Genomic DNA, 15,931 nt, shown 5'->3' with positions numbered 1-15,931 from the left:
GCGCCCGTCATGTCGCGCCGGCCCGCGTTCGAAGCGAGGCGTAGAAGCCGGCGAGGGTGGGGACCGCCTGCTCCAGCCGCGCGATCCGGGCGTCGTCGGCCGCGAGCTCTCCCGCCGCGAAGGCCTCAACTACGGCCTCGTGCAGCGCCGCCGTCTCCGCCGTCAGGCCGGCGGCGTCCTCCAGCACCGTATGGACCCGCGCGGCCTCGCTGCGCCCGCGCACGGCGATGCGATCCAGCGGCAGCGTGGCGAAGCGGTCGCCGAGGGCGGTGCGGGTGCTGTCGCCGATGACGATCGGCACGCCGTAGGTCTTGCAGAGCCCCTCCAGGCGGGAGGCGAGGTTCACCGCGTCACCAAGCACGGTGTAGTCGAAGCGGGCAGTGGAGCCCATGTTGCCGACCACCACGTCGCCGGTATTGATGCCGACGCCGACAGCGATCGAGGGCAGCGGCGTGCCACCCGGCTGCGGCTCGGCGTGGAGCGCGGCATCAAAGCGGCGGGCGGCGGCGACCATGGCGAGCGCAGTCTCCACGGCATGGACGGCGTGGTCGGGGTCGTCGAGCGGCGCGTTCCAGAAGGCCATCACGCAGTCGCCGATATATTTGTCGATGGTGCCGCCGCGCTTCAGGACGGCGTCGGAGAGCGGATCGAGCAGCCGGTTGATCAGGCTGGTGAGGCGTTCCGGGTCGTCCTTCAGCCGCTCGGAAATGGTGGTGAAGCCGCGGACGTCGCAGAAGAGGATGGTGAGCGTGCGCCGCTCTCCACCGAGCTTCAGCGCGGACGGGTCGCGGGCGAGGCTATCGACCATCTCCGGCGCGAGATACTGCGAGAAGGCACGTGTGATCGTCCGCCGCAGCCGGCGCTCGGCCGCGTAGTCGAAACCGCCCTGGGCGGCAAGCACGGCGAGGAAGGCAAGGCTCGGCGCGGCCGGCGAGATCCAGAGGTTCGTCCCGTGCAGGAGGAGGGCGCTGCCGCCGGCGAGGACGAGGGTGCCGGCGACGCCGATGAGCACGGTGGGCGCGCCGGTTCCGCCGATGACCGCGAGCCCAGCGGCCAGTGCCGCGAGAACCACGACGCCGAACCCCGCGAGGGTCGGCAGCGGCCGGGCGTACAGGCCGCGTCGCACGTTTTCCAACACGGTCGCCTGCACCTCCACGCCGGCGACGAGCCGACCGGTGGTGGTGGTGAAGGACGTGGCGAAGGCGTCCGCGCCACCGGCGTCGACGGTGGGCGCCGACTGCAGGCTGAGGCCGGCGAGCACGATCTTGCCCTTGAAGAAGTCCGGCGGCAGGTAGGTCTCCGGTTCGAGCGCCTGGTAGTAGGAGACGGTCTGGATCGTCCGCGCCGGACCGAAGGCGGCGAGAAGGTCGCCCGATCGGCTGGGCCGGGCCGGCTCGCCGGCGGCGGCGAGGATGCGCCGGGCGAAACTGTCGTCGAAGGGCGGCAGGCGGCGGAGCACGCCGTCGCCGTCGAGCACCACGGAGGCGAGGCCGGATGCCGCGCCGCCTTCTGTGAGGATCGGCAGCGGCTCGCTGCGGATCACCTGGCTCGCCTGCGGCGTCTCGATCAGCGTCTCGTCGGCGGCGAGCACCACGTCCGGCCCGAGCGCCTGCCCAAGCGCGGCGTCGGCCTCCGGCGCGGACGGCTCGGCGAAGATCAGGTCGAGCCCGATCGCGCGCGCGCCCGCTTCGCGCAGCGCGCGAACGAGGGCACCGTGGATCGAGCGCGACCACGGCCACTGCTCGCCGACGTTGGCGAAGGACGGCTCGTCGATCGCCACCACGACGACATCGGCCGGCGGCATGGGCGGATGGGCGGTGGAGATGAGGTCGTAGAGCCGCGCGTCGACAAGGCCGGCGGCCGGCAGCTGCGCGAGCGCGGCGACCGCGAGGCCGATCAGGGCAGCGAGGCCCGCGACGGCGGCGCCGCGCCGTCGTCTGATGCGCTCGGCCATTCCTAGAATCTCACGGTGGCGGTACCGATCACGGTGCGTCCCCAGCCGGGGACGCCGGAGGCGATGGTGAAGTCCTCGTCCAGGAGATTGTAGCCGGAAAGCTCGAATTGGAAGGTCCGGTCGGGCGATTCCCAGCTGAGGCTGGAATCGACCGTGACGTAGTCGCCGAGCGTCGCCCCGTCGTTGCTGTCGCGCTCGCCGACGTACGTGGCCGCGAGCGTCGCCTTGAACCGCGAGGGGTGGACGAAGGTGAGGCCCGCGCGGGCCGACCAGTCCGGGATGAACGGCACCCCGGCTCCGTCGCTGTCCTGCTCGCCCTCCGACCGGGCGTAGGCGACTGTGCCGAACAGCCCGAAGCCGCCGCCGACCGCGGCGTTGGCGGTGAGGCTGACCCGGTCGATCGTGCCCTCGTCGAGGTCGAAGGGCAGGGCGGCCGGCGGATCGATGCTGACGTCGCCGAGGTACTGGCGGCGGTACTCCAGGCTGGTGAAGAAGCGCGACGACCACTCCGCGTCCCAGCGCACCGCCAGCGTGTCGACCTGGCCGCCGGTTTCCACCGGCGACACGGCGGACTGGATGCCCACGACGCCGACCGGGCCGAGCGTCAGCGCGGAGGGGATCAGCGTCTCGCGCATCGCGGCGAGGCGGACCGTGTGCCCCTCGAAGGCCGCGAAGGCGAGACCGACCCGTGGCTCGATGGTCGGATCCGGATCGTCGCCGGTCTCGTCGAGCACCGCGGCGACGACGCCGGCTTCCAGCGTCAGCGCGTCGGTCGGCTTGGCGATGACATCCGTGTAGAGCCTGCCGAAGGTGGTGTCGGTGCGGCTGTCGGTGGTGTCGAAGACGACGTTGGCGAAGTTGATGGTGGTGGTGTCGTCGGCCGTGACATGCCCGGCCTCGACGCCGTAGCGCAGCGTCACCGCGTCGTTGAGCGCGACCATGTGGTTGAGCGCGGCGAGATAGCTGCCCCGCTCCAGGTTGCTGTCGAAGCGGGTGAGGATCGGCAGAAGGATCTGCGACGTTTCCACGTGGCTGCGCGCCGCATAAAGCGCCGCGTTGACGACGTTGCGGTCGCCGATGGTGTGGCTCCAGCCGAGCCCGAGCTGGCCGGCGCGCGCCGACGTGACGTCGGCCGCATCGCCGAGGAAGTTGGGCTCGCCGGTGTAGCCGGTTTCGCTCTCCGAGTAGGTGCCGAACAGCAGCGCCCGGTCGTTGGGCGTCGGCGTCGCGCCGACGAGGACGGTCGCGCTGTTCGGGTCATCGAAGAAGGTCGAGGAATCCTGGTCGAAGCGGCGCAGGTTGGCCGCCACCGCGACGCTGACCGGGATCGGCGTCTGCGAGAAGCCCTGCACCTGGACGCTGGCGGTCGGGCCCTCGCCGTCACCGAAGGCGTAGCCGGCGCCGATCTCGGCCTCCAGGAACGGCGCGCGGACGATCTGCAGCTGCTTGGACGGCGCGGAGATGGAAAGCGGATCGAGCAGCAGGCCCTGGAACAGGGAGGAGAAGGACTGCGGGCTGTCGACGTAGTCCGGGTTCTCCTGGCCATAGCTTCCCGCCGTGAAGAACGGGTTCGGCGTCCCGGAGATCGCCTGGTCGATGTAGCCGGTGGAAACGAAGGGATCGAAGGCGATGTCGGAATAGGCCCGCCCCCAGGCATCGAGCCCGGCGAAGCGAAAGGCGTTGGCGACGGTGGATCCCGTTTCGCGGCTGGCGCCGACGGAGGCGTAGACGCCGCCGCGCAGCCGCTGCAGCTCCAGCGCATGCCGGGCGCTCTCGATGGCCTCGTCGGACCGGTACTGGTCGATGGCAATGGCCGTGGCGAACAGCGGGACGGACGGATCGTTCGGATCGAGCCGCGCGGCGTTCTCCAGCGCCTGCGCGGCAGGTTCGAAGTCGCCGTTCTGATAGTAGGCGGCCGACAGGAGCAGCAGCGCGTTCGAATAGGCGGGATTGGCGACCGAGGCCTTCAGGAATTCCTGGATGGCGAGGTCGTTCTCGCCGCGGGCGAGGTGGTAGCGGCCGCGGGCAAGGTGGACGACATGGAAGGCCGGGTCGCGCCGTCCGACCTCGTCGATCATCGTCTTCGCCTCGTCAAGGCGGTTCTGGTCGAGATAGAGGATCGACTGGTTGACGTAGGAGACCGGGTCCTCCGGCTCCAGCTCGATCGCCCGGCGCATCGCCGCTTCCGCTTCGCGGGTGGCGCCGCGCTCCTGGTAGAGCAGCCCGAGCGAGTTCCAGAGATCGGCGTTGCCCGGCTGCAGGGCGATCGCCTTCTTCAGGTCCGCCTCGGCACCGGGCAGGTCGGAGAGAATGCCGGACCGGTATTCGGCGCGGGCATGGAGGACGACGGGGTTTTCCGGATCGAGCGAGACCGCCCTCTCCACGGCGGCCCGCATGCCTTCGCGGTCCCCGTCGAGCAGCGCGAACATCGCCCGCACGGCCGGCAGCACGGCCTCGTCCGGCCAGCGCCGTTCGGCCCGCTCGATGACGGCGATGGCGGCCCTGGGGTTGGTCTGGTGGCCGACCGCGTAGGCTTCCGCGAGCGCCGCGTAGGGGCCGCCCGACGTCATCGCGGGCGGTTGCTCGACGCGCGACGGATCGGCGAGCGCGCGGGCGAAGTAGCCGCCGTAGGCCGCCACGTCGCGCCGGCCGGGATCGAGCCGGGGCAGGGCGCGCGCGAAGAGCCGCGCCGCGTCCCCGTAGCGGGTGCGCGCGCCGGCGATCAGCGCCTCGACCAGATCGAGCCGGGCTGCCTGCCCGGCGGAAAGCCTGCGGGCGCGGGCGGTCGCCACCGCCGCCTCGGCCGCCGCAACGCCGTCGAAGGAGATCGCCAGCTCCGCGCGGGTGACGAGATCGTCGGTCGAGAGCGCCTCATCCGGCTGTCCGGCGAGACGTCTGCGCTCCGCAAGCATGCTGCGCGATGGCAGCGGAGACGCCGGCAGGAAGGTGTAGGCGCCGCGCAGCGAAACGTAGAACAGCATCTGCTCGCGGTCGTCGATGTCGACGAGGATGATCTTGGTCGGCTTTTCGCCGATTGCAGCTACCGCCGCCTCGCCCTGGCGCACCGTCACCGAGCCCTGGGGATTGGAGAGCTCGACCGCTCCTTCCATGACGACGAGCGTGGTGCGGCCGTCCGGCCCGACCGCGAGCGACCAGTCTGTGCCGCGGATGGCGGCCGCCGCCGCCGGCGTGTCGATGGTGACGCCGGAGCCGCCGCGGGCCGCCCGCGCCCAGATAGCACCGGCCGGCATGGCGAGACGCGCCCCGGCAGGGCCGACCTCCTTGACCACAAGGGTGGTGTTTCGGCCGACTCGGATCTGCGTCTGGTCGGCAAAGAGCACCGCGAGTTGGCCGAGCGCGTTGGTGCGCAGCGTGTCGCCGGAAAGCACCGCCTGGGTGATGTCGACGCCGTGCCAGCCGGCGCTGTCGACGAAGGCGATCTCCTCGCCCGTCTTGACGTCGATGACGGCGCCCGCCGTCGGCGTCGGCCGCGCGACGATCTCGGCATGGACGGGGGCACACCATGCGGCCGCGAGGAAGGTGGCCGCCAGAAGACGCGATCGCATGATGAACTATTCTGTTTTCTGTATATATGTTGCGCACACAAAACGGCGCTGATGCACGACTGTCAATTGCGAGGAATGACGGAGAAACAGCCGGCCTGTGGATGGCCCGCTGTTGTGTTCACCCCGTCCCCTTCCAGTGGATAGCCCATCGCAAAGCCAATCCGGCGTGTCCGGACCCCGGATGCTCTCCTTTGGAAAGTAATGATGGACAAGGATTTCTTCGATCACCTCAAGGAGGTCAACCGGACCTTCTACGACCAGGTCCGCGGCGCCGACCAGAAGGCGGCCTATATCTTCACCTTCATGCTGGCGCTGCTCGTCTGGTCGTCGGAGGCGCGCGAGCTGTTCACGGTCCACCGCTATGAAGGCGCGAGCTGGCTGGTGATCGCGCTTTCCACGGTGGCCGCGGCGGCACTCTGCCTGACCTTGTTCTCGGCGATCTGGGTGGTATTGCCACGCCAAAGAAGCGGCGGCTCGTCTCTGTTCTGGGGCAATTGGGACGCAGCCGGCGAGCGGCTGATGAAGGCGGCGGAGACGGCCGAAGCGGGTTACCTCGTCAACGAATACCGCACCAACATCAGCCATCTCGCCGCGATCTGCCGGACCAAGTATTTCTGGGTGGGAGTGGCCTTCCGCTCGCTGGTGGTGACCATCGCGGCCCACCTAGCGCTGCTGGCGCTGCGGTGAGGTCGTTGCGCTTGCCGGCGATCGGATCGTCCACTATAAGCGACGAATGTCAACGATCGTGGACGATTCCTCATCCCGCATCGCCCGCTGCATCCGCGAGGAGCGCGAGGCGCGCGGCTGGTCGATGGGCGAACTGGCCGCGCGGTCCGGCGTCGCCAAAGCCACGGTCTCGAAGATCGAGCGTGAGGAGACGAGCCCGACGGCGGTGATCCTGGTGCGGCTGGCGACGGCCTTCGACCTGACGCTCGCCGGGCTCATGCTGAAGGCGGAGCGCGAGCGCGGACGCCTGTCGCGCGCCGCCGAACAGCCGACGTGGCGCGACCCCGAAACCGGCTATCGCCGCCGGCAGGTGTTCAGCCGCACGGAGAACCCGCTGGAGATCACCGAGGTGGAGATGCCGCCCGGCGTGCGCGTGCCGCTGCCGGCCTCGTCCTACGCCCGGATCCGGCAGGCCGTCTGGGTCCGATCCGGCCGGCTCGTCGTCGAGGAGGGCGGCGAGCGCCACGACCTCGGCCCCGGCGACTGCCTGGGCTTCGGCCCGCCCGCCGACACCGTCATCGCCAACGAAAGCGCGGAGCCCTGCACCTATGTCGTCGTTCTCGCCCGAAGCTGACGCCGCTGTGACGCCTGTCGAGATCCGCCGGCTGGGGCCGGACCGCGCCACGGTCGACGCGCTGGCCACGATCCTGGTGGAAACCGTCGCGGGCGGCGGCTCGGTGAGCTTCATGCACCCGCTGGCGCCGGAAAAGGCGGCCGCCTTCTGGCAGGGCTCGCTGGACGCCGCGGCCCGCGGAGAGCGCGTGGTGCTCGGCGCCTACGACGGCCCGCTCCTGGTCGGCACCGTGACGCTGGTGACCGGCCTGCCGGAGAACCAGCCGCACCGCGCCGAGATCGCCAAGATGATGACCCGCGCCAGCCACCGGGGCCGGGGAATCGGCACCGCGCTGCTCAAGGCCGCCGAGGCGATCGCCGCCGGCGAGGGCCGCTGGCTCCTGGTGCTCGACACCGCGTCGGTGGAAGGGGCGGCCGGGTTCTACGCCGGCCTGGGCTGGCAGGAGGCCGGCGAGATCCCCGACTTCGCGCTGACGCCCGACGGCCGTATGTCGGGCACGCGGGTCTACTGGAAGCGGCTGGGCTGAGCCGCTCTCCCGCCGCTCACGCCGCCTTCTTCGCCTGGACTTCCTTGACGTCGGTAAAGCGGACCTTCGGCCACTTGTCCTTGATGTAGTTGAAGGCGTAGCCGGAGGTGGCGAGGAGGACGGGTTCGCCGTCGACGTCCTCGGCGAGGGCGGAGCGGTTGCCCTTGAGGAACTCCTCCACGTCGGCCTTCTCGCCGCCGATCCAGCGGGCCATGTTGTATTGGCTCGCCTCGAAGCCGACCTGCAGGCCATACTCCTGGTCGAGCCGGTTCTGCAGCACGTCGAGCTGCAGCGCGCCGACGAAGCCGACCATCGCCGGCGAGCCGTCGACCGGGCGGAACACCTGGACGACGCCCTCCTCGGCGAGCTCCTGTAGGGCCTGCTTCAGCTTTTTGGCCTTCATCGCGTCTTCCAGCCGCACGCGGCGCAGGATCTCCGGCGCGAAGCTCGGCACGCCGACGAAGGTGATGTCCTCGCCCTCGGTCAGCGTGTCGCCGATCCGCAGCGTGCCGTGGTTGGGAATGCCCACCACGTCGCCGGCCCAGGCCTCGTCGGCGATGTGCCGCTCCTGCGCGAAGAAGAACTGCGGCGCGGTGAGGCTCATCAGCTTGCCGGTGCGGGCGTGCTTGACCTTCATGCCGCGCTGGAGCTTGCCCGAGCAGAGGCGGATGAAGGCGATGCGGTCGCGGTGGTTGGGATCCATGTTCGCCTGGATCTTGAAAACGAAGGCCGTCATCTTCGGCTCCTCCGCCTTCACCGTCCGCCGGTCGGCGTCCTGGTCGCGCGGGGCCGGCGCGAAGGCCGAGAGGCCGTCGAGCAGGTCCTTGATGCCGAAGTTGCGCAGCGCCGAGCCCCAGTAGACCGGCGTCATGTGGCCCTGGCGGAAGGCGGTGAGGTCGAACTCCGGCGTGCCGTCCTTGGCGAGCTCGATCTCCTCGCGGATGCCCGACATGTGCCGTTCGGCGAGCAGCGTGTCGAGCGCTGCGTCGTCGATCATGTCGGCGTGCTCGTCGTTCTTGTCGTTCATCAGCCGGGTGCGGCCACCGCGCAGATCGTAGGTGCCGAGGAAGTCCTTGCCGGAGCCGACCGGCCAGGTGATCGGCGCGGTGTCGAGCGCCAGCGTCTTTTCGATCTCGTCGAGGATCTCGAACGGATCGCGGGCCTCGCGGTCGAGCTTGTTGATGAAGGTGACGATCGGGATGTCGCGCATCCGGCAGACCTCGAACAGCTTGCGCGTCCGCGCCTCGATGCCCTTGGCCGCGTCGATCACCATCACGGCGCTGTCGACGGCCGTCAGCGTCCGGTAGGTGTCCTCGGAGAAGTCCTCGTGGCCCGGCGTGTCCAGGAGGTTGAAGACCTTGCCGCCGTACTCGAAGGTCATCACCGAGGTAACGACCGAGATGCCGCGGTCGCGCTCGATCTTCATCCAGTCCGATCGGGTGCGGCGGTTCTCGCCGCGCGCGCGGACCTGGCCGGCGAGCTGGATCGCGCCGCCGAACAGCAGCAGCTTTTCCGTCAGCGTCGTCTTGCCGGCGTCCGGGTGCGAGATGATCGCGAAGGTGCGGCGGCGCGCGACCTGCTCGGAAAGAGATCCCGCGGCAGGAACCTCGAGAGTGGAACTCATAATGTCTCGGCTCCGATGGTGCCGTTGCGGCCGGGTGTCTGCCGGCCGCCGCGGTGCACGGAGTCGGTCAGGGTTCCTGCCTCAGGAACATATGGATGTCGTCGGTGGCAAGGAGGGCCGCAAGCTCGGCACGTCCCTCCGCGTCCATCCGCTGCTCGAGGAGGGCCTTGGCGCTGTCCACCCTCCAGACCAGATCGCGCAGCGCCATCAGCGCCGTGCGGGACGAATGGTGGTAGGCGCCGGTGCCACCCACCAGCGTGCGCGCCAAACCAACAAGCGGCGCGTCGTTTGTCAACCGCAGTCCGTCCTCGCCGGACATCTCGACCGCGGTAAGGAGGAGGCGGAGCACGCGCACGACGTCGGTGACGTCGACGCGTGCCGGGTCGAGGGGCTCCCCGGTGCCCCTTGGACCGTCGTCGGAACTGTGCTGGCGCGGCATGGAAATGAAACCCGCAGGTTCGCGATAAATGGTCTTTGGCAAATGGCCGAGACGCTGGCGACGCTGAGGTGTTGTAGGCCGGCTCCTGAAGAAGCCTGGCATGATTTGGCGCGTGCCGGAAACGTCTCCAATATAACGGCGAGCGGGGCAAATCGTCAGGGCATTCGGTTTCGCTTCTAGCGATGAAGCTAACCGCTGCTTAACCCGATCGCATGCGGACAGGCGAATTGCGAGGGTTGAGAACGGGTTGCATCATTTGCGGCGATTACATCAGGCCAATGACCGTAGATCGGGTGGATCTGGCGAGCGTTTCAAGCGTTGGTTGTACTCGAAGCGAAGTGAAAGAGAGCACGCGATGAGCGACGACACCTTGACCGACGACGAGCGGGCGACGCTCGCCGCGATCGCTGCCGACCACGACCTGATCCAGGATGGCGCGGTGCTCCGCCGCCTTGTGGCGAGCGGGCTGGTGGAGCAGGTCGACGGCGTCTGGTGCGCCACGCCGGCAGGGCTGGCGGCGCTGGACGCGCTAGGGTGAGAGTGACTGCCTGCATTCGCCGTGACGGCGAACTGCCAGCCGCACACCGACGCGCACCGGTGATGCTTCGGGAGCGTTGACGCAACGTTCCCTTCGCTCGATCATCGAAACTCACGCGCCTGTGATTTGCGCTTCGTTGACTCCTGACGAGTGACGAATTACAAAAATCATCAGTTATCGAGGATGAGATGAGCAAGGTGCAGCGCGGTCGCAGCGATCCGGACGAGGTGCGGGCGAAGATCCTGGAGGTTGCCGAAGAGCACTTCCGGCGCGTCGGCTACCAGAAGACGGCGGTGGCCGACATCGCCGAGGCCTTGGGCATGAGCCCGGCCAACGTCTACCGCTTCTTCTCGTCGAAGGGCGCGATCAACGAGTGCATCTGCGGCCGCGTGCTGGACGAGGCGATCGAACTGGCCTGGTCGATCGTGCGCGGCAAGGGCACCGCGGCCGAGCGGCTGGAGCGGCTTCTGGTGGAAATGCATCGCCACAACCGCGAAACGCTGCTTCAGGAGAAGCGCGTGCACGACATGGTCGCGGCCGCGATGTCGGAGAACTGGCAGACGGTGGAGAACTACACCGGGCGGCTGGTGACCATCGTCGAAGGCCTGATCCGCGAGGGTATCGAGGCCGGCGAGTTCGAGGTCGACGATCCGCAAGGGGCGGCAAGTTGCGTCAAGGGCGCCTACGGCATGCTGCTGCATCCGCTGATGATCGAGCAGTGCATCGAGGAGGACCTGGACCAGCGCTCCCGCCAGATGGCCCGCTTCATCATCCGCGCGCTTCGGCCGCTGCGCAACGACTGAACCGGGCGGACTGCCGGCTGACGGCCCGCCCCCGACATCGATCCGGCGACGCCTTCGGGCGTCTTTTTCGGCCCCAAAAACTGACGACTATGAAAAGTCAACAGTAAACCTACGTCACGACAGGACAGGCGCCATGACCTCCCGACCCGCCGTTCCGAACCGCCTTCGCAAAGCCGCCCTCGCCGCCGCGCTCGCCCTGCCGCTGGGGCTTGCCGCCTGCCAGGGCGAGGAGGCGGCCGAAGTCATCCCGGAGCCTCCGGCACCCGTGGTCCAGGTCGCCACCGTCCACCCCGTGTCGCTCGCCGAAAGCCGCAACTACACCGGCACCATCCAGCCGCGCCGCCTCGTCGCGGAGAGTTTCCGTGTGGCCGGCAAGCTGGCGGAGCGGACGGTCGACGTGGGCGACACCGTGAAGGCGGGCGACGTTATCGCGCGGCTCGATCCGGAGGACCTGGACCTCTCGCTCCAGCAGGCCGAGGCGAGTACGTCGGCGGCCCGCTCCAATCTCGCCCGTGTCGCCGCCGACGAACGCCGCGCCGCCGATCTGCTCGCGAAGGGGCATGTGTCTCAGGCCGATTACGACGGCCGGCGCTTGGACCTCGACGAGGCGAAGGCGAGGCTGGAAACGGCCGAGAAGCAGCTGGAGCTAGCCCGCAACCAGCGCCGCTACGCCGACCTCGCCGCCAGCGCCGACGGCGTCGTCACGGCGGTCTCGGCGGAAGCCGGGCAGGTGGTGGGGCAGGGTTCGCCGGTGGTGACGCTGGCGGCCGGCGGCGAGAAGGAGATCCTGGTCGCCATCCCGGAAAGCCGGCTCGGCGATCTCCAGGCGTCGGTGCCGCAGGTCTCGCTGTGGGCGGACGATGCGTCCTACCGCGCGACGCTCCGCGAAGTGTCGCCGCAGGCCGACCCGGTGACGCGCACCTACGCCGCACGGTTCTCGATCCCCGACGCCGACGACGCCGTCCGCTTTGGGATGACCGCGACGCTCTCCCTGATGAAGGGCGACCCGCGCCCGGTGGTGCGGCTGCCCTCGACCGCCGTGCTCGACGAAGGCCGCGGCCCGATGGTGTTCACCGTGAACCGGACGTCGTCGACGATCGCCAAGACCGCCGTCGAGGTCGCCCGCTTCGAGACCGGGGACGTGGTGGTGACAGGCGGCCTGAAGCCCGGCGACACCATCGTCACGCTCGGGGTCAACCGGCTGAAGGACGGCGCCAAGGTGCGCCTCGCCTCCGCAGACTGAAGCGCCGCACCGCGCCTGAAACCTCACGTCTTACTCGTTGAATGAGGCCTCCCATGTCGGAGTTCGCTTCCAGGCTGAACCTGTCCCGCTGGGCCGTGACCCACCAGGCGCTGGTTCTCTTCCTGATCATCGTCATCTCGCTCGGTGGCGTGTTCTCCTACGCCCGCCTCGGCCGCGCGGAGGATCCCGCCTTCACCATCAAGGCGATGATCATCTCAGCCGTCTGGCCGGGGGCGACGTCGGAGGAGATGCAGCGGCAGGTGGCCGATCCCATCGAGAAGACGCTGCAGGAGGTGCCTCACTTCGACAAGGTGCGGACCTACTCCAAGGCCGGCCAGACCTTTCTCCAGCTCGCGCTGAAGGACAGCACTCCGCCGGCCGAGGTGGACGACATCTGGTACCAGGTGCGAAAGCGCGTCGGCGACATCCGCGGCAGCCTGCCTGCGGGCGTGATCGGCCCGTTCTTCAATGACGAGTTCGGCGACGTCGACAGCGCGCTCTACATGCTGCAGGGCGACGGCGTGTCGCTGGCCGGGCTGAAGACGGAAGCCGAGGCGATCCGCCAGCGGCTCCTGCGCGTGCCCAACGTGGAGAAGGTCCGCTTCTACGGCGACCAGGACCAGAAGATCTTCGTCGAGTTCAGCCACGCCAAGATCGCCGCCCTCGGCATCGCGCCGCAGACGATCTTCGACAGCATCGCCGCGCAGAACGCAGTGACACCGGCAGGGTCGATCGACACGCCCACCGACCGCATCAACGTGCGCGTCGAAGGCGCGCTCGACGGCGTCGCGGCGGTGGAGGCAGTGCCGGTGACGGCGAACGGGGCGACCTTCCGCCTGGGCGACATCGCCAAGGTGTCCCGCGGGACGGAGGATCCGGCGACCTACACCGTCCGCCACGAGGGCCGTCCGGCGCTCGCGATCGGCGTGGTGATGGCCGACGGCGCAAACATCCTGACGCTCGGCGCCGACCTGGAGACGGCGATGGAAGAGGTCCGCGCGGACCTGCCCGTCGGCTTCGACATCGAGCAGGTCGCCGACCAGCCCGAGGTGGTGGAGGAGAGCGTCGGCGAGTTCCTCCGCGTCTTCGTGGAGGCCTTGGCGATCGTGCTCGCGGTGAGCTTCCTGTCTCTCGGCTGGCGCACCGGCATCGTCGTGGCGCTGGCCGTGCCGCTGGTGCTGGCCATGGTGATGGTGGTGCTGGACCTCATGGGCATGAGTCTGGAGCGCATCTCGCTCGGTGCGCTCATCATCGCGCTCGGCCTCCTGGTGGACGACGCGATCATCGCCGTCGAGATGATGGTGGTGAAGCTGGAGGAGGGCTACGACCGCATCCAGGCGGCGACCTTCGCCTGGTCGTCGACCGCCTTTCCGATGCTGACCGGTACGCTCGTCACAGCGGCCGGCTTCCTGCCCGTCGGCTTTGCCAAGTCGAGCGCGGGCGAATACGCCGGCGGCATCTTCTGGGTGGTCGGCATCGCGCTGGTCGCCTCGTGGATCGTCGCCGTGGTGTTCACGCCCTATCTCGGCGTCAAGCTGCTGCCCGACATGAAGAAACACGGCGAGAGCGCTGATTCGCATGCCCACGGCGGCAACTACCAGGGCCGTGCCTACCGGATCCTGCGCGCCCTGATCCGCTGGTGTGTGCGCCACCGGGTGATCGTCGTGCTGGCGACGCTGATGCTGTTCGCCTCCGCCATCTGGTCGTTCCAGTTCGTCCAGCAGCAGTTCTTCCCCAACTCGCCGCGCCCGGAGCTGATGGCCGAGGTGCGCCTGCCGGAGGGCGCTTCGTTCAAGGCGACCGAGGCGGCGATGAAGAAGGTGGAGGACCGGATCGCAGGGGACGAGGAGGTGACGACCTGGACCTCCTACACCGGCGGCGGCGCGCCGCGCTGGTTCATGGCCTCCAACCCCGAGCTGCCCAAGGCGAACTACGGCATCGTGGTGCTCTACGCCAAGGACGCGGAAGCCCGCGATCGGGTGAAGGCGCGCCTCGACGCCTGGATCGACGGCGGGGCCGTCCCCGAGGCGCAGGTGCGCGTCTCCGAACTCGTGCTCGGCCCGCCGGTCGGCTACCCCGTCCAGTTCCGCGTGATCGGTCCGGACCCGCTGGAGGTGCGCCGCATCGCCTACGAGGTCCGCGACCTCGTGGCGAAGAACGACAAGACGGTGGGCGCCAACCTCGACTGGAACGACCAGGCCAAGGTCGTCCGCCTCGCGGTCGATCCGGACCGGGCCCGCGCGCTCGGCCTGACCCCGGAGAGCATCAGCCAGACGCTGGCGACGCTTCTGTCCGGCTTCGAGGTGACCACGATCCGCGACGGCATCGAGAAGGTCGGCGTCGTCGCCCGCGCCGAGGCGGACGAGCGGCTGGACCTGGAGGCACTGCCGGACCTCTCGATCACCGCGCGCGACGGCATGGTGGTACCGTTGTCGCAGGTGGCGCGGATCGAATACGCCCACGAGGAGCCCATCCTCTGGCGCCAGAACCGCGACATGCTGATCACCGTGCGCGCCGACGTGGTGCCCGGCGTCCAGCCGCCGGACGTCTCCAACGCGATCCTGCCCACGCTGAAGCCGGTGATGGACCAGCTTCCGGTCGGCTATCGCATCGAGATGGGCGGATCTGTGGAGGAAAGCGCTAAGGCGAACGGCGCTCTGTTCCAGATCTTCCCGGTGATGATCCTGGCCATGCTGACGCTGCTGATGATCCAGTTGCAGAGCTTCTCCAAGCTGGCGCTGGTGTTCTCCACGGCACCGCTGGGGCTGATCGGGGCGGCCTTCGGCCTCCTGATCGGGCAGCAGCCCTTCGGCTTCGTGGCCCTCCTCGGCGTCATCGCGCTCGCCGGCATGATCATGCGCAACACGGTGATCCTGGTCGACCAGATCGGCCATGACCTCGACGCCGGCGCGACCCCGTGGGACGCGGTGGTGGAGGCGACGGTGCGCCGCGCCCGGCCGGTGGTGCTGACCGCCGCAGCGGCGATCCTCGCGATGATTCCGCTGTCGGAGAACGTGTTCTGGGGGCCGATGGCGATCGCCATCATGGGCGGCCTGGCGGTCGCGACCGTTCTGACGCTGCTGTTCGTGCCGGCGCTCTACGCGCTCTGGTTCCGCGTCAAGGCGCCCGTCCGCGGCAAGGCGGCGGAAGCGGTCGCCCCAACGGAAGAGGCGGCGCCTACGGCGGCGCTTCCGCCGGCACGCGGGGAGATTCACGCTCTGCCGGTGGCGGCGGAATAGGATGCCGCCGCACGGGACCACGACCGGCGTGCGGTCGCGCCGGGCCGTTCGCCGGGGAGTAAATCCGGCTCCCGTTCGTTACTCCTCCAAACCCTTGGAGGAACCATGCTCAAGCCCGTCATTCTCGCGGCCACGCTGACCGCCTCGGCGATCTACCTGCTGGCGCCCGCCGCCGCCGCCGTCCTGGAGGCCTATCCCGTCACCACGGTGAACATGCGGGCCGGCCCGAGCACGCGCTATCCCGTGGTGGACCGCGTGCCGGCCGGCGAGCCCGTCGAGGTGCACGGCTGCCTGTCCGACGGCAGCTGGTGCGATGTCACAACCGACTTCGACCGCGGCTGGATCTCCGCCCGGCTGCTGGAGTTCGAAGGTGGCGACGGCCGGCTGGTGCTGCGCGACCTGTCGCCCCGCGTCGACTGGCCGGTGGTCGCCTTCGGCGGCCTCGGCTACTGGGACCGCCACTACCGCGACCGCTCCTGGTACCGCGAGCGCGACGTCTTCTTCCGCGACCGCCGCGACGAGGACCGCCATCGCCGGACCGTCCGGGCGCGCGAATACGCCGAGCCGGAAGTCCGGATCGAGCTCATCGAGCCGCGCGGCTCCGCGCCGAAGGGCCACGGCAAGGGCCGCCACTGCCCGCCGGGACAGGCCAAGAAGGGCCGCTGCTGAACGGCGGGCAGGCGCGGGACAAAAGGCGCC

The 15,931-nt window shown here is 69.4% G+C and carries 12 protein-coding genes; 8 read left to right on the top strand and 4 right to left on the bottom strand.

The window, feature by feature from the left end; all coding sequences use genetic code 11:
• Positions 1–7: 7 nt before the first annotated feature.
• Together HZ321_RS10000 and HZ321_RS09995 are read right to left on the bottom strand one after the other, a co-directional pair.
• Complete coding sequence (locus HZ321_RS10000; protein ID WP_181702139.1) at positions 8–1,954, bottom strand: CHASE2 domain-containing protein; 1,947 nt, start codon at positions 1,952–1,954, stop codon at positions 8–10.
• A 2-nt stretch (positions 1,955–1,956) separates the two neighbouring features.
• Positions 1,957–5,520 carry a tetratricopeptide repeat protein gene (locus tag HZ321_RS09995; protein ID WP_181702138.1) on the bottom strand — a complete coding sequence of 1,188 codons (3,564 nt, stop codon included), beginning with the start codon at positions 5,518–5,520 and terminating at the stop codon, positions 1,957–1,959.
• 204 nt (positions 5,521–5,724) lie between these two features.
• Here HZ321_RS09995 and HZ321_RS09990 point away from each other — a divergent pair, with 204 nt between their 5' ends.
• Genes HZ321_RS09990 through HZ321_RS09980 form a run of 3 tightly spaced genes read left to right on the top strand, consistent with a single transcriptional unit; the run spans position 5,725 to position 7,346 of the window.
• Positions 5,725–6,207: a Pycsar system effector family protein gene (locus HZ321_RS09990; protein WP_181702137.1), complete on the top strand. Its 483-nt coding sequence runs from the start codon at positions 5,725–5,727 to the stop codon at positions 6,205–6,207.
• Positions 6,208–6,253: 46 nt separating this feature from the next.
• Positions 6,254–6,820 (top strand): helix-turn-helix domain-containing protein, encoded by a 567-nt coding sequence (locus tag HZ321_RS09985; protein ID WP_181702136.1) that lies wholly within the window; start codon positions 6,254–6,256, stop codon positions 6,818–6,820.
• A 7-nt stretch (positions 6,821–6,827) separates the two neighbouring features.
• The gene (locus HZ321_RS09980) at positions 6,828–7,346 is read left to right on the top strand and encodes a GNAT family N-acetyltransferase (RefSeq protein WP_425305388.1); all 519 of its coding nucleotides are present in this window, start codon (positions 6,828–6,830) and stop codon (positions 7,344–7,346) included.
• A gap of 16 nt (positions 7,347–7,362) precedes the next feature.
• On the opposite strand, the gene HZ321_RS09975 is transcribed toward HZ321_RS09980, so the two are convergent.
• Together HZ321_RS09975 and HZ321_RS09970 are read right to left on the bottom strand one after the other, a co-directional pair.
• Positions 7,363–8,970 carry a peptide chain release factor 3 gene (locus HZ321_RS09975; protein WP_181702134.1) on the bottom strand — a complete coding sequence of 536 codons (1,608 nt, stop codon included), beginning with the start codon at positions 8,968–8,970 and terminating at the stop codon, positions 7,363–7,365.
• A gap of 67 nt (positions 8,971–9,037) precedes the next feature.
• Positions 9,038–9,409: a hypothetical protein gene (locus HZ321_RS09970; protein ID WP_181702133.1), complete on the bottom strand. Its 372-nt coding sequence runs from the start codon at positions 9,407–9,409 to the stop codon at positions 9,038–9,040.
• Positions 9,410–9,764: 355 nt separating this feature from the next.
• On the opposite strand from HZ321_RS09970, the gene HZ321_RS09965 reads away from it, so the two are divergent.
• The 5 genes from HZ321_RS09965 to HZ321_RS09945 all read left to right on the top strand — a co-directional run bounded on the left by HZ321_RS09965 (position 9,765) and on the right by HZ321_RS09945 (position 15,901).
• Positions 9,765–9,947, top strand: a complete 183-nt coding sequence (locus HZ321_RS09965; RefSeq protein WP_181702132.1) for a hypothetical protein — start codon at positions 9,765–9,767, stop codon at positions 9,945–9,947.
• Between the two features lie 188 nt (positions 9,948–10,135).
• A complete protein-coding gene (locus HZ321_RS09960) occupies positions 10,136–10,750 on the top strand; it encodes a TetR/AcrR family transcriptional regulator (RefSeq protein ID WP_181702131.1) in 615 nt (204 codons plus the stop codon).
• Positions 10,751–10,883: 133 nt separating this feature from the next.
• Positions 10,884–11,993 carry an efflux RND transporter periplasmic adaptor subunit gene (locus tag HZ321_RS09955; protein WP_181702130.1) on the top strand — a complete coding sequence of 370 codons (1,110 nt, stop codon included), beginning with the start codon at positions 10,884–10,886 and terminating at the stop codon, positions 11,991–11,993.
• 53 nt (positions 11,994–12,046) lie between these two features.
• Positions 12,047–15,232, top strand: coding sequence for an efflux RND transporter permease subunit (locus HZ321_RS09950; RefSeq protein ID WP_181702129.1), 3,186 nt, complete (start codon positions 12,047–12,049; stop codon positions 15,230–15,232).
• A 105-nt stretch (positions 15,233–15,337) separates the two neighbouring features.
• Positions 15,338–15,901, top strand: a complete 564-nt coding sequence (locus tag HZ321_RS09945; RefSeq protein ID WP_181702128.1) for an SH3 domain-containing protein — start codon at positions 15,338–15,340, stop codon at positions 15,899–15,901.
• Positions 15,902–15,931: the final 30 nt, after the last annotated feature.

The sequence above is a fragment of the Chthonobacter albigriseus genome, assembly GCF_013839445.1.
GTDB classification, from domain to species: Bacteria; Pseudomonadota; Alphaproteobacteria; order Rhizobiales; family Pleomorphomonadaceae; genus Chthonobacter; species Chthonobacter albigriseus.
Note: the sequence above shows the minus strand (reverse complement) of the source record. Positions and strands in the feature narration are given on the sequence as shown.